Origin of the sequence: Paraburkholderia sp. BL23I1N1 (genome assembly GCF_003610295.1) — a bacterium.
Taxonomy (GTDB): domain Bacteria; phylum Pseudomonadota; class Gammaproteobacteria; order Burkholderiales; family Burkholderiaceae; genus Paraburkholderia.
The window spans coordinates 1,073,260-1,097,380 of record NZ_RAPV01000001.1 but is presented as its reverse complement, the minus strand read 5'-3'; the positions used below and the strand labels follow the sequence as shown (position 1 = coordinate 1,097,380).

The 24,121-nt window shown below is 62.2% G+C and carries 22 protein-coding genes, 1 tRNA gene and 1 pseudogene; 7 read left to right on the top strand and 17 right to left on the bottom strand.

Going from position 1 to position 24,121, the window contains the following annotated elements; translation table 11 throughout:
• Window positions 1-25: 25 nt before the first annotated feature.
• The 9 genes from rpmI to B0G76_RS05155 form a co-directional block, all read right to left on the bottom strand.
• Entirely contained in the window at window positions 26-223 is a 198-nt protein-coding gene (rpmI, locus tag B0G76_RS05200; RefSeq protein WP_012433738.1) for a 50S ribosomal protein L35, read from the bottom strand.
• 247 nt (window positions 224-470) lie between these two features.
• Window positions 471-995, bottom strand: coding sequence for a translation initiation factor IF-3 (gene infC / locus B0G76_RS05195; RefSeq protein WP_075643546.1), 525 nt, complete (start codon window positions 993-995; stop codon window positions 471-473).
• A gap of 49 nt (window positions 996-1,044) precedes the next feature.
• On the bottom strand, window positions 1,045-2,952 hold the full coding sequence (gene thrS, locus B0G76_RS05190; RefSeq protein WP_120296213.1) for a threonine--tRNA ligase: 1,908 nt from the start codon (window positions 2,950-2,952) through the stop codon (window positions 1,045-1,047).
• 252 nt (window positions 2,953-3,204) lie between these two features.
• Window positions 3,205-3,281, bottom strand: a tRNA-Val gene (locus tag B0G76_RS05180).
• A 140-nt stretch (window positions 3,282-3,421) separates the two neighbouring features.
• Complete coding sequence (locus tag B0G76_RS05175) at window positions 3,422-5,665, bottom strand: bifunctional (p)ppGpp synthetase/guanosine-3',5'-bis(diphosphate) 3'-pyrophosphohydrolase (protein WP_120290622.1); 2,244 nt, start codon at window positions 5,663-5,665, stop codon at window positions 3,422-3,424.
• 85 nt (window positions 5,666-5,750) lie between these two features.
• Window positions 5,751-6,104 (bottom strand): RidA family protein, encoded by a 354-nt coding sequence (locus B0G76_RS05170; protein WP_120290620.1) that lies wholly within the window; start codon window positions 6,102-6,104, stop codon window positions 5,751-5,753.
• A 96-nt stretch (window positions 6,105-6,200) separates the two neighbouring features.
• Complete coding sequence (locus tag B0G76_RS05165) at window positions 6,201-7,112, bottom strand: alpha/beta fold hydrolase (RefSeq protein WP_120290618.1); 912 nt, start codon at window positions 7,110-7,112, stop codon at window positions 6,201-6,203.
• A 350-nt stretch (window positions 7,113-7,462) separates the two neighbouring features.
• A complete protein-coding gene (locus tag B0G76_RS05160) occupies window positions 7,463-8,104 on the bottom strand; it encodes a CoA transferase subunit B (RefSeq protein WP_120290616.1) in 642 nt (213 codons plus the stop codon).
• 2 nt (window positions 8,105-8,106) lie between these two features.
• Entirely contained in the window at window positions 8,107-8,811 is a 705-nt protein-coding gene (locus B0G76_RS05155) for a CoA transferase subunit A (protein WP_120290614.1), read from the bottom strand.
• Between the two features lie 241 nt (window positions 8,812-9,052).
• Here B0G76_RS05155 and B0G76_RS05150 point away from each other — a divergent pair, with 241 nt between their 5' ends.
• The gene (locus tag B0G76_RS05150) at window positions 9,053-9,598 is read left to right on the top strand and encodes a LuxR C-terminal-related transcriptional regulator (protein ID WP_120290612.1); all 546 of its coding nucleotides are present in this window, start codon (window positions 9,053-9,055) and stop codon (window positions 9,596-9,598) included.
• A 140-nt stretch (window positions 9,599-9,738) separates the two neighbouring features.
• Here B0G76_RS05150 and B0G76_RS05145 read toward each other — a convergent pair whose 3' ends face one another.
• Both B0G76_RS05145 and B0G76_RS05140 read right to left on the bottom strand, forming a co-directional pair.
• Entirely contained in the window at window positions 9,739-10,170 is a 432-nt protein-coding gene (locus tag B0G76_RS05145; RefSeq protein WP_120290610.1) for a thioesterase family protein, read from the bottom strand.
• Window positions 10,171-10,312: 142 nt separating this feature from the next.
• On the bottom strand, window positions 10,313-11,089 hold the full coding sequence (locus tag B0G76_RS05140; RefSeq protein WP_030101420.1) for an SDR family oxidoreductase: 777 nt from the start codon (window positions 11,087-11,089) through the stop codon (window positions 10,313-10,315).
• 191 nt (window positions 11,090-11,280) lie between these two features.
• Between B0G76_RS05140 and B0G76_RS05135 the strand changes: the two genes are divergently transcribed.
• Window positions 11,281-12,954 carry an electron transfer flavoprotein-ubiquinone oxidoreductase gene (locus tag B0G76_RS05135; RefSeq protein ID WP_120290608.1) on the top strand — a complete coding sequence of 558 codons (1,674 nt, stop codon included), beginning with the start codon at window positions 11,281-11,283 and terminating at the stop codon, window positions 12,952-12,954.
• 124 nt (window positions 12,955-13,078) lie between these two features.
• On the opposite strand, the pseudogene B0G76_RS44505 reads toward B0G76_RS05135, so the two are convergent.
• The 5 genes and pseudogenes from B0G76_RS44505 to B0G76_RS42740 all read right to left on the bottom strand — a co-directional run.
• Window positions 13,079-14,483: pseudogene (locus B0G76_RS44505) on the bottom strand (glycosyltransferase family 9 protein); the annotation flags it as partial.
• Window positions 14,484-14,598: 115 nt separating this feature from the next.
• On the bottom strand, window positions 14,599-15,699 hold the full coding sequence (gene aroC / locus B0G76_RS05125) for a chorismate synthase (protein ID WP_120290606.1): 1,101 nt from the start codon (window positions 15,697-15,699) through the stop codon (window positions 14,599-14,601).
• A 94-nt stretch (window positions 15,700-15,793) separates the two neighbouring features.
• Window positions 15,794-17,731, bottom strand: a complete 1,938-nt coding sequence (locus B0G76_RS05120) for an MFS transporter (RefSeq protein ID WP_120290603.1) — start codon at window positions 17,729-17,731, stop codon at window positions 15,794-15,796.
• A gap of 146 nt (window positions 17,732-17,877) precedes the next feature.
• The gene (locus tag B0G76_RS05115; RefSeq protein ID WP_120290601.1) at window positions 17,878-18,339 is read right to left on the bottom strand and encodes a CBS domain-containing protein; all 462 of its coding nucleotides are present in this window, start codon (window positions 18,337-18,339) and stop codon (window positions 17,878-17,880) included.
• Complete coding sequence (locus B0G76_RS42740) at window positions 18,317-18,589, bottom strand: hypothetical protein (RefSeq protein WP_183082244.1); 273 nt, start codon at window positions 18,587-18,589, stop codon at window positions 18,317-18,319. The genes B0G76_RS05115 and B0G76_RS42740 overlap by 23 nt, the downstream gene beginning before the upstream one ends.
• On the opposite strand from B0G76_RS42740, the gene B0G76_RS05110 reads away from it, so the two are divergent.
• The 3 genes from B0G76_RS05110 to B0G76_RS05100 all read left to right on the top strand — a co-directional run bounded on the left by B0G76_RS05110 (window position 18,579) and on the right by B0G76_RS05100 (window position 21,467).
• Window positions 18,579-20,081 carry an O-acetylhomoserine aminocarboxypropyltransferase gene (locus B0G76_RS05110; protein ID WP_259460506.1) on the top strand — a complete coding sequence of 501 codons (1,503 nt, stop codon included), beginning with the start codon at window positions 18,579-18,581 and terminating at the stop codon, window positions 20,079-20,081. The two genes, B0G76_RS42740 and B0G76_RS05110, sit on opposite strands and share 11 nt — an antisense overlap.
• Window positions 20,078-20,911, top strand: coding sequence for an alpha/beta fold hydrolase (locus B0G76_RS05105; protein WP_120290597.1), 834 nt, complete (start codon window positions 20,078-20,080; stop codon window positions 20,909-20,911). Before B0G76_RS05110 ends, B0G76_RS05105 begins: the two co-directional genes overlap by 4 nt.
• 235 nt (window positions 20,912-21,146) lie before the next feature.
• Window positions 21,147-21,467: an Mpo1-like protein gene (locus B0G76_RS05100; RefSeq protein ID WP_120296212.1), complete on the top strand. Its 321-nt coding sequence runs from the start codon at window positions 21,147-21,149 to the stop codon at window positions 21,465-21,467.
• A gap of 39 nt (window positions 21,468-21,506) precedes the next feature.
• On the opposite strand, the gene B0G76_RS05095 is transcribed toward B0G76_RS05100, so the two are convergent.
• Window positions 21,507-22,820 (bottom strand): YihY family inner membrane protein, encoded by a 1,314-nt coding sequence (locus tag B0G76_RS05095; RefSeq protein ID WP_259460807.1) that lies wholly within the window; start codon window positions 22,818-22,820, stop codon window positions 21,507-21,509.
• A gap of 128 nt (window positions 22,821-22,948) precedes the next feature.
• Here B0G76_RS05095 and wrbA point away from each other — a divergent pair, with 128 nt between their 5' ends.
• Together wrbA and B0G76_RS05085 are read left to right on the top strand one after the other, a co-directional pair.
• On the top strand, window positions 22,949-23,551 hold the full coding sequence (gene wrbA, locus B0G76_RS05090) for an NAD(P)H:quinone oxidoreductase (protein ID WP_120290595.1): 603 nt from the start codon (window positions 22,949-22,951) through the stop codon (window positions 23,549-23,551).
• A 128-nt stretch (window positions 23,552-23,679) separates the two neighbouring features.
• Window positions 23,680-24,117, top strand: a complete 438-nt coding sequence (locus B0G76_RS05085) for a DUF2069 domain-containing protein (protein WP_120296210.1) — start codon at window positions 23,680-23,682, stop codon at window positions 24,115-24,117.
• Window positions 24,118-24,121: the final 4 nt, after the last annotated feature.

The window sequence follows — 24,121 nt, the reverse complement described above, 5'->3', positions numbered from 1 at the left end:
CGCTCCTATGAGTGTCGGTTAAGGGTTAAGCGAACGGCAGCATTGCGCGCACGGAGTTCATATCTGCATCATGAACTGCCGTCGAACCGCGCAAATGGCGTTTGTTCTTGGTGGTCTTCTTGGTAAGAATGTGGCGCTTGAAGGCTTGACCGCGCTTGACGGTACCGCCCGGACGCACCACGAAGCGCTTTGCAGCACTCTTCTTGGTCTTCATCTTCGGCATGACAACTCCATTATTAGATGGATATGGGTGTGCGGTCGGCCAGATGGCCACGACCCGCCCTTCGAAACCCATTCCACTTGGTATGCAGACTGCCGATACTGCCGGCAGCCGCTTTTCAGGACACAGCGCCCACTTGCATAGGCACCGATCCGAAACCTGCCGATACCGCGCCGGACACCCAGCACAGCACCGCTCAATCTTTCACAACCGGAGCACGCGCCACACGGCGCGCCGCCGCTCCAATCGCTTACTTCTTTTTCTTCGGCGCGAGCACCATGATCATCTGGCGCCCTTCCATTTTCGGCATCTGCTCGACCTGACCGACTTCGTCGAGGTCCGTGCGCAGGCGCTCGAGCATGCGCATACCGATTTCCTGGTGAGCCATTTCGCGGCCACGGAAACGCAACGTGATTTTCGTCTTGTCGCCGTCGTCGAGGAAGCGGATGAGGTTGCGCAGCTTGACGTTGTAATCGCCGTCATCGGTACCCGGGCGGAATTTGACTTCCTTGACCTGGACGACCTTCTGCTTGAGCTTGGCCTCGTGCTGCTTCTTCGCTTCCGAGTACTTGAACTTGCCGTAGTCCATCAGACGGCAGACCGGGGGGACCGCTTGCGGAGCGATTTCCACCAGATCCACGTCCTGCTGTTCCGACATTCGGAACGCATCAGCAAGTTTCACGATGCCGAGCGGTTCATTCTCGACGCCGACCAGACGCACCTCGGGTGCTGTAATTTCACCGTTGATGCGGTGCGCAGACTTATCAGTAGCGATGTTACGTTTCCTCTAAAAATTAAAAAAACGAGCCGGGCTGCCAAGTGGCTCAGTTGAACGACTGCACGTCCTGACGCAGACGCTCAATGAAGGTATCGAGTGGCATCACGCCTAGGTCGACACCACCACGGGCACGCACGGCTACCGTTTGGGCTTCACGCTCTTTGTCGCCGACCACGAGTAGGTACGGCACCTTTTCTAGCGTGTGCTCGCGTATTTTATAGCTAATCTTCTCGTTGCGCAAATCGGCCTCTACTCTAACCCCTTGTTTTTGCAACGATTGGGCCAGAGACTGTGCATATTCGGCCTGACTTTCCGCGATATTCATCACCACAACCTGCATCGGCGCAAGCCACGACGGCATTGCACCAGCATGGTGCTCGATCAGGATGCCGAGAAACCGCTCCATTGATCCGACGATTGCCCGGTGCAGCATGATTGGGCGGCGGCGGCTGTTGTCTTCGGCGACGTATTCGGCGCCCAGGCGTTCCGGCAGCACCATATCGAGCTGCAACGTGCCGCACTGCCACGAGCGGCCAAGTGCGTCCTTGATGTGGTACTCGACCTTCGGGCCGTAAAACGCGCCCTCACCCGCCAATTCTTCCCACGTCACGCCGCATGCCGTCAGCGCCTCGCGCAAGCCCTGCTCCGCGCGATCCCAGGTCTCGTCCGTGCCGGCGCGCGCATCCGGGCGCAACGACAGCTTGATCTCGACATTGTCGAAGCCGAAGTCTTTATAGACGCTCATCGCCAGCGTGTTAAACGCGATCGATTCGCTAATGAACTGGTCTTCGGTACAGAAAATGTGGGCGTCGTCCTGCACGAAACCGCGCACGCGCATCAGGCCGTGCAGCGCGCCCGACGATTCATTGCGGTGGCACGAGCCGAATTCCGCGTACCGCAGCGGCAGATCGCGATACGAGCGCAGGCCGTGGTTGAACACCTGCACGTGACCTGGGCAGTTCATCGGCTTGATCGCGTAGTCGCGCTTTTCCGACTCGGTCGTGAACATGTTTTCACGATAGTTCTGCCAGTGACCGGACGCTTCCCAGAGCGAGCGGTCCATGATCATCGGCGTCTTGATCTCAAGGTAACCGGCGTCGTTCACCCGGCGGCGCATGTACTGCTCGACCTGCTGCCACAGCGTCCAGCCACGCGGATGCCAGAACACCATGCCCGGCGACTCGTCCTGCATATGGAACAGATCGAGTTGCTTGCCGAGCTTGCGGTGGTCGCGCTTTTCCGCTTCTTCGAGCATGTGCAGATACGCGTCCTGGTCTTCCTTCTTCGTCCAGGCCGTACCGTAGATGCGCTGCAACTGCTCGTTCTTCGAATCGCCGCGCCAATAGGCGCCGGCGAGCTTCATCAGCTTGAAGACTTTCAGCTTGCCGGTGGACGGCACGTGCGGGCCGCGGCACAGATCGGTGAAGCCACCATGCGAGTAAAGCTTGATTTCGTCGGTAGCCGGAATCGATTCGATGATCTCGGCCTTGTACTTTTCGCCAATGCTTTTGAAGTAGTCCACGGCTTCGCCGCGCGACACTACACGGCGCGTGACCGGCTCGTCTTTCTTCGCGAGCTCCTGCATGCGCTTTTCGATCTTCTCGAGATCTTCGGGCGTGAAGGGACGGCTGTAGGCGAAGTCGTAGTAGAAGCCGTTGTCGATCACCGGACCGATCGTGACTTGCGCTTCCGGATACAGGTCCTTCACCGCGTACGCGAGCAAGTGCGCCGCGGAGTGGCGAATGATATCGAGGCCGTCTGCGTCTTTCTCAGTGACGATGGCAAGCGCCACGTCGTGATCGATCAGCGTGGACGTGTCGACGAGTTCACCGTCGATCTTGCCGCCGAGCGCGGCTTTCGCGAGGCCGGGGCCGATCGAGGCGGCCACTTCGGCGACGGTCACCGGATGCTCGTACTGTCGAACAGAACCGTCAGGCAGACGTATCGAAACCATTGCGTTCTCCGTGGTGCCGACCGGCGGCGGCACATTCAACCAGGTCAAAAAAGCCAAAAAAAATGCGGCCCCGCTTTCGAGGGGCCGCATTCACATTTCCTGCAAACTACATTGGCGAAAGTGGTCCTCGACTAGCGTCGCTCCGAAGTAGTTTCGGTCAACGTTCGCGGTGTCATAACCGTATTCGCCTTTTGCGCCGAGGCGCTTGCTGCGGTTTGCGAAACCCCGGCAAAACCGGAATTTCTCTTTCGTTGGTAGGCTCGATTGGACTCGAACCAACGACCCCCACCATGTCAAGGTGGTGCTCTAACCAGCTGAGCTACGAGCCTGAAGAAACGAGATTATATGGAGCGCCACACCGCTTGGCAAGTACTTTTATGCACCGACTTTAAATTTCTACGCACACGCACGAGCGCATCGAACGGATGCCTTTTGGGACGCAACGGCACCCAGCCACCTCGCCCGTGCGTCAATTCTTGCGCGAGGCGCGCATCACACCTGTTACTTCGCCGAGCAACGTACACGCGCGCTGAATTTGCGCGGCGCTCGAGACTTCGACGGTGAATTGCATGAACGCGGCATTACGACGCGATTGCGTTTTCACGCCGATCACATTCATTTTCTCGCGCGCGAAAACTTCGGAGATATCGCGCAGCAGACCTTGCCGATCCGTTGCCTCGATGCTGAGGTCGACAGGATAGACCGATTGTCCGCGGCCGCTCATGACATCCGCCGACCACGCGGTTTGCAGCACACGTTCCGGTGCGCGATCGGCCATGCGCAGGAAGGTCGGGCAATCGCTGCGGTGAATCGACATGCCCTTGCCGCGCGTGACGAAGCCGCTGATCTCGTCGGGCGGGGCGGGACGGCAACAGCGCGCGAGTTGCGTGAGCAACGCGTCGACGCCGACCACCAGCACGCCCGTAGAAGCGCCGCGCGCGACGCTTGCGCCGCTACTGCGTTTCTCGAACTGTTCCGGCGCTTCGACGACAGGCTCAGGCGGCGGCGCATCGTGCAGTGCCTGCTCGACGAGCCGCAGACTGAACTCTTCCTTGCCGACCACCGAGAACAGATCGTCGGTGGTCTTGAAGCCGAGCTTGGCGGCGAGCTGATCGAGATTGACCGACGTCTTACCCTCGCGCTGCAGGGTCTTTTCGACCATCGCACGGCCACTCGCGATGTGCTCCTGCACTTCGACCGCGTTGAACCACGCGCGCACTTTCTGCCGCCCCCGATGGCTCTGCAGATACCCGAGTTGCGGGTTGAGCCAGTCACGCGACGGACCGCCCTCTTTCACCGCGACGATCTCGACCGTCTGGCCGTTCTGCAACGGCGTATTGAGCGGCACCATCGCGCCGTCGACACGCGCGCCACGGCAGCGATGCCCCAGCTCGCTATGCAGGTGATACGCGAAATCGACCGGTGTCGCGCCGTGCGGCAACGGAATCACGCGCGCTTGCGGCGTGAGCACGTAGATATGGTCGTCGTCGAGCGTAGCCTGCCGCAGTTGCTCCCACGGCTGCGCGGCGCGCTTCTCGCCGTGCTCGCCCTCCGAGACCTCGTCTTTCCACGCGAGCAGCTGACGCAACCACGCGATCTTCTCGTCGTACTTCTCATTGGCGCTGAACTGGCCGCCGTAACCCCGCGTGCCCGCTTCCTTATAACGCCAGTGCGCCGCCACACCGTACTCGGCGAACTGATGCATTTCCTGCGTGCGAATCTGCACTTCGAACGCGCGGCCGTCGTCACCAATCACAACGGTATGCAGCGATTTATAGCCGTTCGGCTTCGGCCGAGAGATGTAATCGTCGAACTCTCTCGGCACCGGCTGCCACAGGTTGTGCACGATGCCCAGCACCGTGTAGCAATCCTTGATATCCGGCACGATCACGCGAAACGCGCGCACGTCGTACAGTTCGGCGAAGTCCAGCTCCTTGCCGTGCATCTTGCGCCAGATGCTGTAGATATGCTTGGGCCGGCCGCTGACTTCGGCCTGCACATTCGCCGCGGCCAACTCCTGCTGCAGCCGCTCGATCGCCTGCGCCACATAACTTTCGCGCTCGACGCGTTTCTCGTCGAGCAGCTTGGCGATGCGCTTATAAGTAACCGGTTCCTCGAAACGGAACGCGAGATCCTCGAGTTCCCATTTCAGTTGCCAGATGCCCAAACGGTTGGCGAGCGGCGCGTAAATATCGAGCGTCTCACGCGCAACGTCGGGCGACGGCGTGGTTTTCGCCGCCGCGTAATACCGCAACGACTGCACGCGCGACGCGAGCCGTATCAGCACGACGCGAATGTCTTGCGCGAACGCGAGCAGCATCTTGCGCAAGGCCTCGACCTGGGCGCGGCGCGCAGCCTGCGCATCTCGCCCCGCTTCAGGCATCGCGTTCTGCGCCGCGCGCAAGCTCACCGTACCCAGGCGCAGCAACTTGCGCACGTCGCCGACCAGTTGCGCGACTTCTTCGCCGAAGTTGTCGGCAATCACGCGCTCCGGGTCCTGCAGATGCGGCGTCAGCGCGAACAAGGCCGCCGCCAGCACGGCCGGCGGATCGACGTTGAGCGTGCGCATGATCGACGCCGTACCCGCCGCATGATCCGCCAGCAACTCGCCCGATGAGAGCCGCACTTCGCCCGCATGTTCGCGCACGAACGCCATCGCTTCGTCGAAGGAAGGGATGGGTGTCGGGGTGCTCGTAACGATTTCGGTAGTCATGGTGCGACGGCCCACCGGGCCGGACGGATCAACGGATTTTCAACAACAATTGCGAGGCGAGGCTCAAGCCAGGGTCAAGCCAGACTCAATCGCGCTGCGCCGCGACCACGACGATTTCGACGAGGCACTTCGGATTCGCGAGCTTCGCTTCCACGGTAGCGCGCGGCGGCGTGGCGCCTTGTGCGACCCACTCGTCCCACACTGCGTTCATGCCGGCAAAATGCACCATGTCCGAGATATAGATCTGCACGGACAGCAAGTGCGCCTTGTCGCTGTTCACTTCTTCCAGCAGACGGTCGATGTGGCCGAGCACTTCGCGCGTCTGACCCGTGATGTCCTGATCAGCGTCTTCGGCGATCTGGCCTGCGAGGTACACGGTGCCGTTGTAGACAGCGGTTTCCGAGAGGCGCTTGCCGACGTGATGACGAATGACTGCCATGAAGAATCCTGAGGTTGGTTGAAAATTGATCGACAATGCGTTCCGCATTGCGCCCGCGCATTGCCCCCTTTCAAGGACGACGCGCGGAACTCACTATTATGACGCGTCAGTGGCCGGCCCGATGAAGAACTGCCTCGCAAGGTCGATCTGATCGGCCGATATAAACGCCGGCGCATGCCCGACGCCCGCAATCTCCGTGCTCGATACCGCGCGCCCGGTCTCGATCATTTTCGCGACGGTCTCGCGAGAAAGCAGATCCGATTGCTCACCACGCACCACCAGCACCGGCCCCTGAAACGCAGCTAGTGAATGCCACAGCGCGGCCTCGCCGAGTTTGGTCGCCTCTTCGCTTGTCGCGACAAACGGCTGGGCAATGCGCGGATCGTAACGGAACAGCCACGCGCCGTCCTGCTCGTGCAAAAGCGGCGTATTGATCTCACGCCACTCCTCCGGCGTGAGCGGCCCAAAAGTTTGCGCAAGCAACGCGGCGTAATCAATGCCCTGTTGAAGCGAGTCGAAACGCACGGGCTTGCCGAGGTAATCACCGATACGCTGCACGGCCACCGGCTCCAGATGCGGACCAACGTCGTTCAACAGCATTTTACGAATCGGCGTTTCCGGCAGACCGGCCAGCGCAAGTCCGATCAGACCGCCCATCGAGGTACCGAACCAGTCGACTGTTTCGACATTCAGGCGCGCGATCAACGTGACCATGTCGGCCACGTACTGCGGCACGCTATAGAAGTTGGGGTTCGCGAGCCACGAAGACAAGCCCCGCCCCGCCACGTCCGGACACACCACGCGATAAGTACCGGCGAATTCCGCCGCGAGACGGTCGAAATCGCGCCCCGAGCGCGTCAAGCCGTGCACGCACAGCAGCACACGCGGGTTGGCCGGGTCGCCCCACTCGGTGTAAGCGATACGATGCAAGCCACCAGCGCTTGCGCACTGCACATAACGTTGGCGCGGCGCAAGCCGCCCGGCGGTGGAAGCGGACGTTTCGGTCATCTGGGTTCCTTGCAATAGCGCCGTGGGCTCGGCGCAGACCAAGCGGCGGGAAATGAACGTCGAATCTTCAAACGATTGTAAACCGCTTTGCAGCGCGGCAAGGATCGGCCAAACGGCCTAAGATTAACCAGAAAGCCTCGAGGTAAAAGCCGCAGCGCAGGCGCCCCAACACAGGCAGCGCAAAACGGCACGAAAAGACGGCACCAAAACGAAACGGGCGAGACTCGCGCCTCGCCCGTTTTTTACAGCTCGCTTCAACTCGCTTCGTAAGCCGCCCACAACCCACAAGGCAACGTACGTTACCGCCAACTGCCGTCACAAAGACAGAGTCGGGCGGCTCACAAGGCCATTCACTTCACCGCGCTGACATCCAGCGGCGCGCCCGTCTTCGCCTTGATTTCCTCGACGCTCACGCCCGGCGCCAGCTCAGTCACCTTCAGACCGTCTTCCGTGACTTCGATCACACCGAGATCGGTGATGATCTGATCGACCACGCCGACGCCCGTCAATGGCAACGTGCATTCTTCGAGGATCTTGTGCTGGTCGCCCTTCGCGACATGTTCCATCAGCACAACCACGCGCTTGACGCCCGCGACCAGATCCATCGCGCCGCCCATGCCCTTGATCATCTTGCCGGGGATCATCCAGTTGGCCAGATCGCCCTTCTTGCTGATCTGCATCGCGCCCAGAATCGCCAGGTTGATGTGCCCGCCGCGAATCATCGCGAACGAATCCGCCGACGAGAAGATCGACGAGCCCGGCAACGTGGTCACCGTCTGCTTGCCGGCGTTGATCAGGTCGGCATCCACTTCTTCTTCGGTCGGCGAGGGGCCGATGCCGAGCAGGCCGTTCTCCGACTGCAGCCACACCTCGACGCCGGCCGGCACGTGGTTCGCCACCAGCGTCGGCAAGCCGATGCCGAGGTTCACGTAGAAACCGTCCTGCAATTCCTTCGCCGCGCGTGCGGCCATTTCGTCACGAGTCCATGCCATGATCAGTCTCCTTTCGCGCGGACGATGCGTTGTTCAATGCGTTTTTCCGGATTCGCATTGAGCACAATGCGCTGCACGAAAATGCCCGGCGTGTGGATCGCATCCGGATCGAGTTCGCCCACTTCAACGATTTCCTCGACTTCCGCGACCGTGATCTTGCCGGCCATCGCGCACATCGGGTTAAAGTTGCGCGCGGTGCGGCGATAGATCAGGTTGCCCGATTTGTCGGCTTTCCACGCCTTGACGAGCGCGACGTCGGCCGTCAGCGAATGTTCGAGCACGTAGTGGTTCTCGCCGAACTGGCGGGTTTCCTTGCCCTCGGCGATCAACGTGCCGTAACCGGTGTTCGTGAAGAAGGCCGGAATGCCCGAGCCGCCGGCGCGCAGCTTTTCGGCGAGCGTGCCTTGCGGCGTGAATTCCAGTTCGAGTTCGCCGGCCAGATACTGGCGTTCGAACTCCTTGTTCTCGCCCACGTAGGACGAAATCATCTTCTTGATCTGGCGCGTTTCGAGCAACAGACCGAGGCCGAAACCGTCGACGCCCGCATTGTTGCTGATGCAGGTGACGTTCTGCACCTGCGTATCGCGCAGCGCCGCAATCAGCGCCTCGGGAATGCCGCACAACCCGAAGCCGCCGACGGCAAACGTCTGCCCGTCCTTGACGATGTCTTTCAGCGCCTCGGCGGCGCCTGGATAGACTTTGTTCATCAGTATGTCCCTTCCTTTATGGAAACCCGAATCCGGATTTGCGACTTTGATGTGACGCTCGGCGGGCAACCGCCCGACACGTCATTCTAGTCATCTGTGGCCGGCCCTGCGCTCAGCTTGCCGTGCCTCGCGCCAATGCCTGCCACGGATGCTACGCCGCGTTGTCATGTGCCCGAAAGAGTACGCTGGGCGCGCCATACGGCACAATACGCAAAAATACATAAGTACTTGCCGCCAGCCCATGTCCGCACTGGATTACCAAACCGCGTTTCACCTCGCCCCGATCGGACTCGTGCTGTCGCGCGAACGGATCATCGAAGACTGCAATGACGAGCTGGCGTCGATATTCGCCTGCCCGCGCGAGGCGCTGCTCGGCCAGTCGTTCCAGGTGCTGTACCCGTCGACGGACGAATTCGAGCGGATCGGCGCCCGGATTCCACCGATCATGACCGCGCAAGGCAGTTACGCGGACGACCGGATCATGAAGCGGGCCAACGGGGAATTGTTCTGGTGTCACGTGACAGGCCGCGCGCAGCAACGCGCCGACCCACATGCAGCGGGTGTCTGGACCTTCGAGGATTTGAGCGCGACGCGGCGCGTGGCGGTCGAATTGACGCCGCGTGAGCGGGAAATCGCCGCGCAACTGGTGACGGGCAAAACCAGCAAGCAGATTGGACGGGTGCTGGATATCAGCCCGCGCACGGTCGATGTCTACCGCGCGCGGCTGATGCGCAAATACGATACGGGAAATGCGACCGAGCTATTGCAGCGTTTGCTCGGGAATTAAAGTCCTTTACTGAACGATTGCGGCTCAGAACGCTCTTGCATCAGGCGCTCCGGCCTTGGGAACTCGGGACGGCGCCGAGGCGGCCCGCGGCGGCCGCTTGAACGGCCGCTCGTATTGCAGGGTTCAGCCAGGCTCGGCGATCAAGCCGCTTTAACCAGCGCCCCGCTCTCGATGGTCGCGCGCAACTGATCCGGAACCGGCACCGACTTGCCGGCGGCGTAGTCGATCCACACGCAGCGCGCGGCGCCACGGGCATAGACGGTGTTCGGGTCGTCGGCGCGCACGAGTTCGAACCCCGTGTCAAAACTGCTGCGCCCGGGCGTCGCCACGGACATCCGGCCGATCACGTCGCCGGGATAGTGCAACTGCTTCAGAAACTCCATCGATGCATTGACGATCACCGGTCCCTGTCCGTCGGCGTTGCTGCCGGCCAGACCCATTTGTTCGAACCAGGAAATCCGCACCTGTTCCATGTAACGGAAATAGACCGTGTTGTTCACATGGCCGAATGCGTCCATGTCGCCCCAGCGGATCGGCATCGACATCTCAAAAACTGCGTGAAAATCGCTCATCGCACTTCTTTAACAGGTTGAAACGAGGGGGAAACCGGCCAGTGAGCCGGAACAAACAGTGTGAAGCGGTGAAGCGCGGCAAGTCGCCGCGGCGGCGATGCAAAAGGTGCATCAAGCCCGCAACGGCGCCCCAAAACCATGTTCAGGCGAGCCCGAACCCATCGTCGGCGGCAATCACCGAGCCATTGATGAACTGCGATTCGTCGGCCGCCAGCAGCAGCAACAGCCCATCCAGATCCTCCGGCTTGCCGACGCGATGACGCGGCAGCATCGACACCAGCTTCTGCCCCTGCTCGGTCGACCAGTGATGATGGTTGATCTCGGTATCGATATAACCCGGGCAGATGGCGTTCACGTTAATGCCGTGCTTGCCCCATTCCAGCGCCATGGCTTTCGTCATGTGGACGACGGCGGCCTTGCTCATCGAATACAGGCCAATCTGCGGCAGCACCCGCAAACCCGCCATCGACGCGATATTAATGATCCGGTACGACGGCTTCTGCGCACTATTGCCGCGCATGATCATGCGCTTGGCGACTTCCTGGGCGACGAAAAAAGCGCCACGCGTGTTGGTGTCGAACACGTATTCGAAGTCGGCCGGCGTGACTTCCGAAAGCTTCTGCGTGGTCGACACGCCCGAATTGTTCACCAGAATGTCGATCGTGCCCGCCTCGGTTTCAGCGTGGGCGACGGCCGACTTGATGCTCTGATAATCCGTGACATCGAGCGAGACAACGTGCGCCGCGCCGCCGGCGGCCTCGATTTCGGCGCGCAACTCCTTCAGCCGCTCGGTGCGGCGGCTCGCCAGCACGACCTTGGCGCCGGCCTGCGACAACACTTGAGCAAAGCGCTTCCCCAACCCGCTCGAGGCGCCGGTAATAAGCGCGACCTTGCCTTCCAGATTGATCGAACGGCCCATAGTCGTTCCCTTGTTCGGTTGTTGTTACAGACGCGGTTGACAGACGCGGCAAGACCGTTACTGCGGGTCATACCGTATCACAGAAATAGAACGATCGTGCTAATCTCTGCTCATCGGGTTGCAGTGGCGGAGACCATCGCCCACAATACGATCCCGAAAAAAGCATTCTAACGGTAAGAAGAGGAGCATCAATGACCCCCGCAAGTCTCATTGAGCAATACGGTCCACGCGAGTCGATGGAATACGACGTCGTGATCGTCGGCGGCGGCCCGGCAGGCCTCGCCGCAGCGATCCGCCTGAAGCAGCTGGCGGCTGAACAAGGCGCTGAAACAAGCGTGTGCGTACTGGAAAAAGGCTCGGAGATCGGGGCGCATATCCTGTCGGGCGCGGTGATGGATCCGCGCGCGATCACCGAACTGATCCCCGACTGGAAGGAAAAAGGCGCGCCGCTGACGGTCGACGTGACCGAAGACAGGTTCCTCTTCCTCACCGAAACCGGCTCGAAGAGCGTGCCGACCTGGGCGTTGCCGGACAACTTCAAGAACCACGGCAACTATGTGATCAGCCTCGCAAATGTCGCGCGCTGGCTGGGTCAGCAGGCGGAAGCCCTGGGCGTCGAAATCTTCCCGGGCTTTCCGGCTGCCGAGATTCTGTACAACGACGACGGCTCGGTTAAAGGCGTCGCCACCGGCAATCTGGGTATCGGCAAGGACGGCGAGCCGACCGAAAACTTCCAGCTCGGCATGGAGTTGCACGCGAAGTACACGCTCTTCTGCGAAGGCGCGCGTGGGCACCTCGGCCGTCAACTAAACGACAGATTCAAGCTGCGCGACGGCGTCGATCCGCAGGTGTACGGCATCGGCATCAAGGAACTGTGGGAAATCGATCCGTCGAAGCACAAGCCGGGTCTGGTGATGCACACCGCCGGCTGGCCGCTGGAAAACGACACCTACGGCGGTTCGTTCCTCTATCACATGGACAACAACCAGGTGGTGGTGGGCTTCGTGGTAGGCCTCGGCTACACGAACCCGTACCTGTCGCCCTTCGAGGAATTCCAGCGCTACAAGACGCATCCGGCGATCCGCGCGGTGCTCGAAGGCGGCAAGCGGGTGTCGTACGGCGCGCGGGCGATTACCGCGGGCGGCCTGATGTCGCTGCCGAAGCTGGTGTTCCCGGGTGGCGCGCTGGTGGGCGACGATGCGGGCTTCCTGAACGCATCTCGGATCAAGGGTTCGCACGCGGCGATCAAGACCGGGATGCTGGCGGCCGAAGCGGCATTCGACGCGGTGCAGGCGGGACGCACCAGCGATGAACTCACGGCCTATCCGGAGTCGTTCAAGACCTCGTGGCTGCACACCGAACTGCATCGTGCGCGCAATTTCAAGCAGTGGATGAGCAAGGGTCTGTACCTCGGCACGCTGATGGTGGGCATTGAGCAGAAGCTGCTGGGCGGCAACGTGCCCTGGACGCTGCATCACCAGCATTCCGATCACGAGATGCTGAAACCCGCTTCGCAGAGCAAACAGATTGTCTATCCGAAGCCGGATGGCAAGCTGACGTTTGACCGGCTCTCCTCCGTGTTCATCTCGAACACCAACCATGAAGAGAATCAGCCGGCTCATCTGACGCTGAAAGATCCGTCGGTGCCGGTGAGCGTGAACTGGCAGACGTACGCCGGTCCGGAGTCACGCTATTGCCCGGCTGCGGTGTACGAGTTCGTGAAGAACGACGACGGCAGCGAGCGGCTGGTGATCAACGCGCAGAACTGCGTGCATTGCAAGACCTGCGATATCAAGGATCCGACGCAGAACATCGTGTGGGTGACGCCTGAGGGCGGTGGTGGGCCGAACTATTCAAACATGTGATTCGGTGTTTGTTTGCCGTGCGCGGAGCTCGTTTGTCTGTCCGCGTGCGGTACGTCGTCAGTCGCGCTGAGCAAACAATAAATCCGCTGCAGGCCTATTACGGGCGCCACCGCATCGCAAAAGCTCAAACACTCCGCATCATTTCAATCCGCTCTCGCACGTTAGCCAGCACCGGCGCCCACGCGCCAATCTCAGGCTGTCGAAAGAGCTCAATAGAATCGTACCAGGGCGTGGTGCGCGATTCGTCGCCCCAAAACCATGCCGACACATGATCGATCATCAAACACGTCGGCACGCCGAGCGCCCCCGCCAGATGCGCGGGCCCGCTATCAATCGTGACGACGAGATCCAGATTCGCCAGCAACGCGGCGACGTCGTCGAATCCGGACTGAAAATGGTGGGTCAAGTCGACCACATCGAGACCTTGGGCCCGCCACTGCGCGACCGTCTCGCTGCGCCCGGGCGACAACGCAAACCAGGTCACGCCCTGCACGTTCAATAGCGGCTCGAGTTGCTCGACGGGCACTGAGCGCCGCCGATCGCGGATATGGTCGGGATTCCCGTTCCACACTAAACCGACGTTGCGATTACCCGGCTTGCCGGCCGCGTGCGCATGAACCCGCTCGCGCCATGCCTGCACACGCGCGGGCTCGGCATTCAGATACGGCGCACCCCACGCCGCTGGATCGAAGACGCCAAGCCGCAACGGCAAGCTCATTAACCCGCAATGGAAATCAGGCTGTGTTTTCAAGGCTCGTTTCGAGCGGCAAGTCGGCAGGCAGCATCCGTTCGAATAGATGCCGCAATGGCCCGTCGTGACCGAAAATCACCTGGCCGCCCTCGCGGCGCGCCCGCTCGGCCAGCAGCGGCAAAAAACGCACCGCCCAAAGACAATCGCCGTTGCCTTGCTCGCCGTACACGATCAGCGTTTTGCCTTCCAGCGATTCGCCCTGCCAATGCGCGCTGATGGACGCAAGCGCATGCTGTGCGTTGTTCAACTCATCCGCGAACGCAACGCGTGACTCGTAACGCGGCCAGCCTTCGGCGAAACGCCCGGTGCGAATTTCGAGTTCCGACAGATCGAACAGCGCATGCGCATTGTTCGGCGACAACACCAGCACCTGCCTGAGCAGGGCTTCCGCTTCCTGGAAACGCGCCTGCACCTTGACGCACAATGCGAGCTTGTGAAGCGCCACCGGATTCCCGGGCACGATACGCACCGCCTCGCGCAACAGCCTCTCGGCCGCGTCGAAATCGTTGCGTTGTTGCACAGCGGCGGCGCGCCAGATCAGCGCATTGGCATCTTCGGCGTTCTGTTCGAGAAGCAGCGTAGTGGCCGAGTCGACGAGTGCCCAGTCGCGTACGATGAACGCCGTCTGCGCGATCGTGTGAAGCAGTGTGGGTTCACAGGAAGGATCGAGCTGATACGCGCGCACGAGCGCTGCAAGCGCTTCGCGCTGGCCGGCTTTGTCGCGGCCGGCGTGCTGCAGCAGCGTGTGTCCGAACGCCAGGCAATCGGCCGCGCGCGCAGGTCCGCGAGTGGGTTTTCCGCCGGTGCGATGTTCGTATTGGTCATCAGGACGACGCGACGCGCGCAGAACGAAGACGTTCAGAGCACGCTAAAGCGCACCCCGAGCGTCCCCTTTAAGGCGCGCTCGCCGCGATCTTCGGCGTGCTGACGGCGACGTCGCCGCATTGCGCACGATGGCGCAGCGCGTGGTCGATCAGCACCAGCGCGAGCATGGATTCGGCGATCGGCGTGGCCCGGATGCCGACGCAAGGGTCATGCCGTCCGAATGTTTCGACGATCGCCGGCTGCCCGGCCTTGTCGATCGAACGGCGCGGAGTCCGGATGCTCGAAGTCGGCTTGATCGCGATGGAAACCGTGATGTCCTGCCCGGTCGAAATACCGCCGAGCACACCACCCGCGTGATTGCCGACGAAGCCCTCCGGCGTCAATTCGTCGCCATGCACCGAGCCGCGTTGCGCGACGCTGGCGAAGCCCGCGCCGATTTCGACGCCCTTCACCGCATTGATGCCCATCATGGCGTGCGCGATGTCCGCATCAAGACGGTCGAACAACGGTTCGCCAAGCCCGACCGGCACGCCGGAAGCCACGACGTTGATACGCGCGCCGATCGAATCGCCGTCTTTGCGCAGCGCGTCCATGTAGTTTTCGAGTTCCGGCACGATCTCAGCATTCGGCACGAAGAACGGGTTCTCGCGAACGTGCGCCCAGTCGACGAACGGCACGTCGATCTCGCCGAGCGCCGCCATGTAGCCGCGGATCTCGGTACCGAATTTTTCTCGCAACCATTTCTTCGCCACCGCGCCGGCCGCCACCGTAGGCGCAGTAAGACGAGCCGACGAACGGCCGCCGCCGCGATAGTCGCGAATGCCGTATTTTTGCCAGTAGGTGTAATCGGCGTGACCCGGCCGGAAGGTGTCGGCGATATTGCCGTAATCCTTGCTGCGCTGGTCTGTATTGCGGATCAGCAGCGCGATTGGCGCGCCGGTGGTCTTACCTTCGAACACGCCCGACAGGATCTCGACCTTGTCTTCTTCCTGACGCTGCGTGACGTGGCGCGACGTGCCCGGCTTGCGACGGTCGAGTTCGAGCTGGATGTCGGCTTCGTCAAGCGCCATGCCCGGCGGGCAGCCGTCAATCACGCAGCCGATAGCGGGGCCGTGCGATTCGCCGAAGGTCGTGACAGTGAAAAGCGTACCGAGCGTGTTGCCGGACATGGGCGTCGTCCAAAGAAATGCGGGGAAGGCACTATTATGCCAGCCCGCAAGGGGCTAGGGCCGCCGCGCGCGCCGGTCTATGCCTTCTGACGCTCTACTTGCGCGCCCCGCGCAACTCGGTGACGATCTGCTGCAGCAATTCCGGCGTCGCCTCGGCTGGCTCGATCGGCTCGCCTACGGCCAGCGTCAACCGGCTCATCACGCCCTTCTGGATCGGCCGCGGCCAGCGAGTATCGTTGGCGCGCGAAAACACGCTGCCCCACAATCCGCGCAGCGCCATGGGTATGACCGGCGCCGGCGTGCGGTGGATGATCTCGCTCACGCCGTGGCGGAACGGATTCATCTCGCCGGTTTTTGTAATCTTGCCTTCCGGGAAGATGCAGACCAGATCGCCCTCGGCGAGCGCCTCGGCGCAGCGCTCATAGGCGCGCGCCAGCAACGCCGGATCCTGATGGGCGGGCGCAATCGGAATAGCTTTCGCGTGACGGAACACCCAGCCGGCAAACGGCGACTTGAAGATCTGATGGTCCATCACGAAGCGGATCGGCCGCGGGCTCTCGGCCATGATGACGATCGCGTCGACGAAGCTCACGTGGTTGCACACCAGCACGGCCGCGCCCTCTTCCGGAATCCGTTCGGCATGCACCAGACGAATCCGGTAGAACGTGTGCACCAGCACCCAGGCGATAAAGCGCAGCAAAAACTCGGGCACGAGCGAATAGATGTACGTCGCGACGACAATGTTCAGCAGCGCGGTCACGAGGAAAATCGCCGGAATGCTGAAACCCGCCGCGGTCAGCCCCATCGCCATCAAGGCCGAAACGATCATGAACAGCGAATTCAGAATATTGTTTGCCGCGATGATGCGCGCGCGGTGGCTGGGCTGGCTGCGGCTCTGGATCAGGGCGTAGAGCGGCACGCTATAAAAGCCGCCGAACATGGCCAGCAGAAACAGATCGGCCAGCACGCGCCAATGGGCCGGCCGCACGAGAAATTCGCCGACGCTCAGCAGATGCCCGGCGGCCGGCAGCGCGTGACTCGCGAAGAATAGATCGATCGCGAACACGCTCATGCCGATCGAGCCGAGCGGCACGAGGCCGATTTCGATGCGCCGCTTGGAGAGCTTTTCACACAGTAGCGAGCCGATGCCGATGCCGATCGAGAACGTACCGAGGAGCACGGTAACGACATCGGGATCGGCGGACAGCACGTTTTTTGCGAAACTGAAAAACGAGGAGAGAAAGGTCGCGCCCACGAACCACAGCCAGGAAATACCTAGCAGGCTCAGAAACACCGTGCGGTTTTCGCGGGCGAGCTTCAGGTTGCGCCACGTCTCGCTGACCGGATTCCAGTTGATGCGCAGATCGGGCTGCGGCGCCGCCGTGACCGGTACGTAGTTCGACACCAGCCGCCCCACCAGCGCCATCCCGACGCATGCGCAGGCCAGCACCACGGCGCCATGCTCGACGAAACCCGCGCCCACGCCACCGACGATCGTGCCGATCAGGATCGCGACGAAGGTGCCCATCTCGACCATGCCGTTACCGCCGACCAGTTCCGACTTCGACAGATGCTGCGGAAGGTACGAATACTTGACCGGTCCAAACACCGTCGAATGGACGCCCATCAAAAACGTGCACAGATACAGCAGCGGCGCGCTATGGAGCCAGAAACCCGCGCCGCCGATCAGCATCACGACGATTTCGAAGGTTTTGACGAAGCGCGTGAGCATCGCCTTGTCGTACTTGTCCGCGATCTGGCCGGAGGTGGCCGACAGCAGCACAAACGGCAGAATGAAAATCGCTGAAATCAGGAACGCGGCCGTTTTCGGATCGACCCCGGAAAAGCGCGCCCCCTGATACGTCACGAGCGACGTGAAGCCGATCTTGAACACGTTGTCGTTCATCGCGCCGAGGAACTGGGTCCAGAAAAACGGTGCGAAACGGCGCTGGCCCAGCAGGCGGACCTGCGACTCGTGCGCTTCTTGAGGGCGCGCGGCACGGCGGGCAGCAGGTATTGGACGATCGCTCATGAAGTTCGGAAATGGGCTAAAAGCGGCCTAAAAGAGCAACAAAGGGGCAAGAGCCGGGCACAAAAAAAGCGCACGCTTTCGCGCGCGCCTTGATCGCATTTTCACACTCACGGCAACGGCGCGAGCGCCGCGGTGAGCCACGCGCGTTAGCGCGTCTGTTGCTGTTCCTGCTGTTCTTCCGGCCAGTCGCGGATGTAGGCCTTGAGCATGCGGTTCTCGAAACCCTGCTCTTCGACCACCGCCTTCGCAACGTCGTAGAAGGAGATCACGCCCATCAGCGTGCGGCTTTCCAGCACCGGCAAATAGCGCACATGATGCTCGAGCATCATGCGGCGAACTTCGTTGACGTCCGTTTCCGGCGTACAGGTGAGCGGATGGTCGTCCATCAGCTTGCGGATCGTGGAGGTGCCGAGGCTGCCGCCGTGCTTGCTCAGGGTCAGAATAATTTCGCGAAACGTCAGCATGCCGACGAGGTCGCCGTATTCCATCACAACCAGCGAGCCGATATCGTGCTCGGCCATGGTGTTCACTGCGTCGTGCAGCGTTGTATCTGGCGTGACCGTAAAAAGGGTGTTGCCTTTGACTTTAAGAATGTCGCTGACTCGCATGATCTGTCTCCGTGATGCCCGCCAGGCTGATAGTGCCTGATTGACTTTCGATCCTAGCGGAAAGGCTCATAAAAGGAAAGCGGCCCGGCCACCAAGGCGCAACGGGCGTTTGCAAGCCGGCTTCGGCGCCGTCCGGTGCGCGCGCATCGGGAAAACCGCGCTTGAAGCGATCCATGCCGGTGATAGGATGGCCGCCACTTTCACCTTTCGCGAGGCCGTCCGTGGCCTCGCCGCCCAGGATGTCCGCCAACCGTTTCGATACGCTTGCGCTGCACGCCGGCGCAGCGCCCGACCCGACCACCGGCGCGCGCGCCACGCCCATCTACCAGACTACCTCGTTTTCGTTCCGCGACTCGGACCACGCCGCGGCGCTCTTCAATATGGAGCGTGCCGGCCACGTCTATTCACGCATCTCGAACCCGACCGTGGCTGTGTTCGAGGAGCGCGTGGCCGCGCTTGAAAACGGCGCGGGCGCGATCGGCACAGCCAGCGGCCAGGCCGCGCTCCATCTGGCGATCGCCACGTTGATGGGCGCAGGCTCTCATATTGTCGCCTCCAGCGCGCTGTACGGCGGCTCGCACAACCTGCTGCACTACACGCTGCGGCGCTTCGGTATCGAGACGACCTTCGTCAAACCGGGTGATGCCGACGCGTGGCGCGCGGCGCTGCGCCCGAACACCCGCCTGCTGTTCGGCGAAACGCTCGGCAACCCGGGCCTCGACGTGCTCGATATCGCCGCGGTGGCGCAGCTCGCGCACGAGCACGGCGTGCCGCTGCTGGTCGACTCGACCTTCACCACGCCTTATCTGCTCAAGCCGTTCGAGCACGGCGCCGATTTCGTCTATCACTCGGCGACCAAATTCCTCGGTGGTCACGGCACCACGATCGGTGGCGTACTCGTGGATGGCGGTACTTTCGACTTCAACGCATCCGGCCTTTTCCCCGAATTTACCGAACCGTACGAGGGCTTTCACGGCATGGTCTTCGCCGAGGAAAGCACGGTCGCGCCGTTCCTCCTGCGTGCGCGCCGCGAGGGCTTGCGCGACTTCGGCGCGTGCCTGCATCCTCAGGCCGCCTGGCAACTGCTGCAAGGCATCGAAACACTGCCGCTGCGGATGGAACGGCACGTCGCGAATACCCGCAAGGTGGTCGAGTTCCTGTGCGCGCATCCTGCCGTCGAAGCGGTCGCCTACCCGGAACTGCCGTCGCATCCGGACCATGCACTCGCAAAGCGTCTGCTGCCACGCGGCGCGGGCGCGGTGTTCAGCTTCAATCTGCGCGGCGACCGCGCCGCCGGACGCAGCTTCATCGAAGCGCTTTCGCTGTTCTCGCATCTCGCGAACGTCGGCGACGCGCGCTCGCTGGTCATCCATCCCGCCTCGACGACGCACTTCCGCATGGACGCCACCGCGCTTGCCGCAGCCGGCATCGCGGAAGGTACGATCCGCCTGTCGATCGGCCTCGAGGACCCCGACGATCTGATCGACGACCTCAAGCGCGCGCTGAAAGCCGCACAGAAAGCGAGCGGGACGACCGCGCCTCGGAGTGGACCATCTGGTCCGTCCAGTGCGGCAACAAACAGCCCTTCCGGGTCACCCGCTGCTTCGGCGCAAGGCAGCCCTTCCAACTCTTCCGCTGCTTCTACTCAAGGCAGCGTCTCCGGTTCATCCGTTGCTCCAGCTCACGGCAGCGCATCCGCCCCATCCGCCGATGCGGGCACCCCCCGCCCGGAGTCCGCATGATCCTCACCGTTCAAGGCAAGCCCGCCTACGCGTACACCGGCGGCAAACCATTCGACCCCAGCCTGCCGACTGCCGTGTTCATCCACGGCGCCGAGCATGATCATAGCGTGTGGGCGTTGCAAACGCGTTACTTCGCCCACCACGGTTTCGGTGTACTTGCCGTCGATCTGCCTGGACACTGCCGCAGCGCTGGCCCGGCGCTCACCACAGTGACGGCAATGGCCGACTGGCTGGCAGACCTGCTCGACGCCGCCGGCGCACAGCGTGCCTTCGTGGCCGGTCACAGCATGGGCTCGTTGATCGCGCTCGACTTCGCCGGCCGCTATCCGGAGCGCGTGACGCAGCTGGCGCTGCTCGCCTCCGCCGTGCCGATGGCCGTATCCGACACGTTGCTCGACGCGGCCCTGCATCGCGAGCCCGATGCAATCGACATGGTCAATCAATGGTCGCATTCGACGTTCGCCGCCAAACCTTCGTGCCCAGGCCCAGGCTTCTGGCTGCACGGCATGAACCAGCGGCTGATGGAGCGTGTTTCGGCGAGCGGCGAGCCGCACCTGTTCCACACCGACTTCACCGCCTGCAATAGCTATGCGGATGGCCTTGCACGCGCCGCCGAGGTGCGTTGCCCGACGCGATTGCTCGTGGGCCGGCGCGATGCGATGACGCCGCCGCGCGCGGCCAAAGCGCTCGCCCACGCGCTCTTGCAAGCCGGCGTCCCAGTCGACACGGTCACGCTCGAAGCCGGCCATGCCCTGATGACCGAGCAACCGGATGCCACGCTCGACGCGCTGTTCAGCTTCGCCTCGAAGGCCGCAAGCGCCGTTCAATGAACCGCTCATTGAACCGTTCAACGAGCCGTCTAATAGATGCTGGGAATAAGCACGATAACCGCACGGGTTGAAGCGCGCCATCGGCCGAATGGCCAGGTTGCGCGCATGGCCCGATAGCCGCACAATGGGTCAAGCCTGTCCTGTTTCAAGCGCGTTCCGGGCATGTCGGCGCGCGGCGAAACAACCTGGGAGCGACGGGCACGGAACCGAGTAGCGTCGACATCCGGAGGCTATGATGGCTCAAACCGCGCACACCGAACACTTCGCGAGTTTCGGGGAGTTTTATCCGTACTACCTGAGCGAGCATCGCAATACGGTATCGCGGCGGCTGCATTTCGTGGGTTCGCTCGGCGTGATCGGCTGCCTCGCCATGGCGCTCGCCACCGGTGACTGGCCATGGCTGCCGGCTGCTGTAGTCTGCGGATATGGCTTTGCCTGGGTCGGGCATTTCTTCTTCGAGAAGAACCGGCCGGCTACCTTCCGGCATCCGCTTTATAGCCTGATGGGCGATTGGGTGATGTTCAAGGACATCTGCGTAGGGAAGATATCGCTGTAGGATTGCCACCGCTTCAGGTGGCTTGCTCAGGCAGCCTGCTCAGGCAGCCTGATGAGGCATTGAAGAAGTACCCTGCTCGCTTTCCTGGGCACGTGCTGCCCGCGCGGCCGCTCGCGCCGCCAGCAGTGTAGCGAGCGTCACTTTCAGCTTGTCGTTTTCCAGCGCCGCCAGAAGCGTCGGGCCATCCACGCGCGTCGAGTTCAGTTCAAGCTGATATTCGAGTTCCGCGCGGTCGATCACGAACAGGTCGAACAAGCGCTCGACCGTAACCTGTGCCGGATTGGCCAGCAGCAGGAAGTGCGGGCGCGTGCCGTCTTCCCGCAAGCTCACGATCCACTCGATCTCCTCGAGCTTTTGCAGCAGGTTGATGGTGGTGTCCATCTCGCGACGAAGCATGCGCGAAAGCTCCTGCAACGTGTAGCCGCGCTTGCCCGCGTCGCGCGCTTCCGAGAGCCGCGCGAGGAGTTCCAGCGAATCGAACAGATTGCTGCCATCGAAAGTCGGCCGGTGAAACTGGCCAATGCGAATCGCCGGCAACGCCGACGCGATCATTGCGCCGGCCAGCGCGATGAACCAGCACAGGTACATCCACAGCAGGAATAAAGGCACCGCGGCAAAAGCACCGTACACCGCGGTGTAGGTCGGAATCCGCCGCACGTAATAGCCAAAGCCACGCTTGGCGAGTTCGAAGGCGATTGCGGCAGCAACCCCGCCGATCACCGCGTCGCGCCACTCCACCCGGCAGTTCGGCAGAAACACGTAAAGCATCGTGAAGGCGAGCGCCGTCAACGGCAGCGCCGCGCCGGTCAACGCCCAGTCGATCATTGCGGGAAAATGCTGGGTGGCCGTCAACGCCACGGACCGCGTGAACAGATAGGAGGAAATCGACAGGCTCACGCCGATCAGAATCGGACCCAGCGTAATGATCGCCCAGTAGACCAGGATGCGCTGCGCGATCGGCCGCGCCTTACGCACCCGCCAGATCACGTTGAAAGCGGATTCCACGGTCATCATCGTCATGACGGCGGTGACGAACAGAATAATCATGCCGATGGTCGTGAGGCCCTTGGCCTTCGACGCGAACTGGTTCAGATAATCGAAGATCTGACTGTTGAGCTGCGCAGGCATCAGATGGTCGGCGAGGAAAATCTGCAGCGACATCTGAAACGAGCTGAACAGCGGAAACGCGGTGAACAGCGCGAACGCGACCGTGGCGAGCGGCACGAGCGCAAGCATGGTGGTGAACGTGAGGCTGCCGGCCACCTGCGGAATGCGGTCTTCGCTGCTGCGCTTCGCGGCAAACTGCGCGAGCCGTTTGAGCACGTCGAGATCGAAACGCACCCTGGACAACAAACCCACCTTCTTACCTCCCGGCATCATAAAACGGCGTTTCAGGACCGTGCGCGAAGCCTGGCCGAATGGCTACGGGTGGCCTGTACAGCGGACCCAGCCCCTATAATACCCGTTCACCGATGAGGCCTATGAAAGACATTCTCGTGCTCTATTACAGCCGTCACGGCGCCACGCGCGAGCTTGCGCTGGCGATCGCGCACGGCGTCGACAGCGTCCCCGGCATGCAGGCGCGCGTGCGCACCGTGCCGGCAGTTTCCACCGTCTGCGAAGCGACCCAGCCGGATATTCCCGCTGAAGGACCGCCCTACGTCGAACTGCGCGATCTCGAAGAATGCGCCGGTCTCGCGCTCGGTTCCCCCACTCGCTTCGGCAACATGGCCGCGTCGCTGAAATATTTTCTCGACGGCACCACGCCGCAGTGGCTTTCGGGTGCGCTGTCCGGCAAACCGGCGTGCGTGTTTACGTCCACCGGCAGCTTGCACGGCGGCCAGGAGTCCACGCTGCTGTCCATGATGCTGCCGCTTTTGCATCACGGCATGCTGATCGTCGGCATTCCGTACACCGAGAGCGCGCTCTCCACCACGCAAACCGGCGGCACGCCTTATGGCGCCTCGCATTTCGCACGTGCCGGCACGTGCGAACAGGGCATCTCCGCCGACGAAAAGACGCTCGCAATTGCCCTCGGGGCGCGCGTTGCCCGCACGGCGGCGTTCATGAGCGAACGGCCGTGAACGAGCCGAACGCACCAAGGGCCGCGAACGACATCGATACCACGCTGTCCGTGAGCGATCGCCACGTGCAACAAACCGGCTCGTCCGCAGAGCAATCCGCAACGAACGCGCGCACGAACGCAACCGCCATGCCCGTGCAGCAAAAACGCGCCGCCGCTTTCGGCGCGACCGCCGCCCTGCTCGCGCTGATCGTTTTATCCGTCGCGTGGGAATGGTGGCTCGCGCCATTGCGTCCGGGCGGCTCGGCGCTGGTGCTCAAAGCCATGCCGCTCCTGCTCGCCCTGCCCGGCGTGTGGCGGCACCGGATTTACACGCTGCAATGGGCGTCGATGCTGATCCTCCTGTATTTTGCCGAGGGCATCGTCCGCGGCTGGAGCGATCGCGGTCTGAGCGCCCGCCTCGGCTGGCTCGAAGTCGCCCTCTCCGTCGTTTTCTTCGTTTGCGCGCTCGCGTATGTCGCACCGTTCAAGCGCGCGGCGAAACGGGCAGCAAAGCAGGCGGCAAAACGGGTGGCAAACGAAAACGCCCAACAGAACGCCGAGCAGGCCAAGGGAAGCGCACCATGAGAAC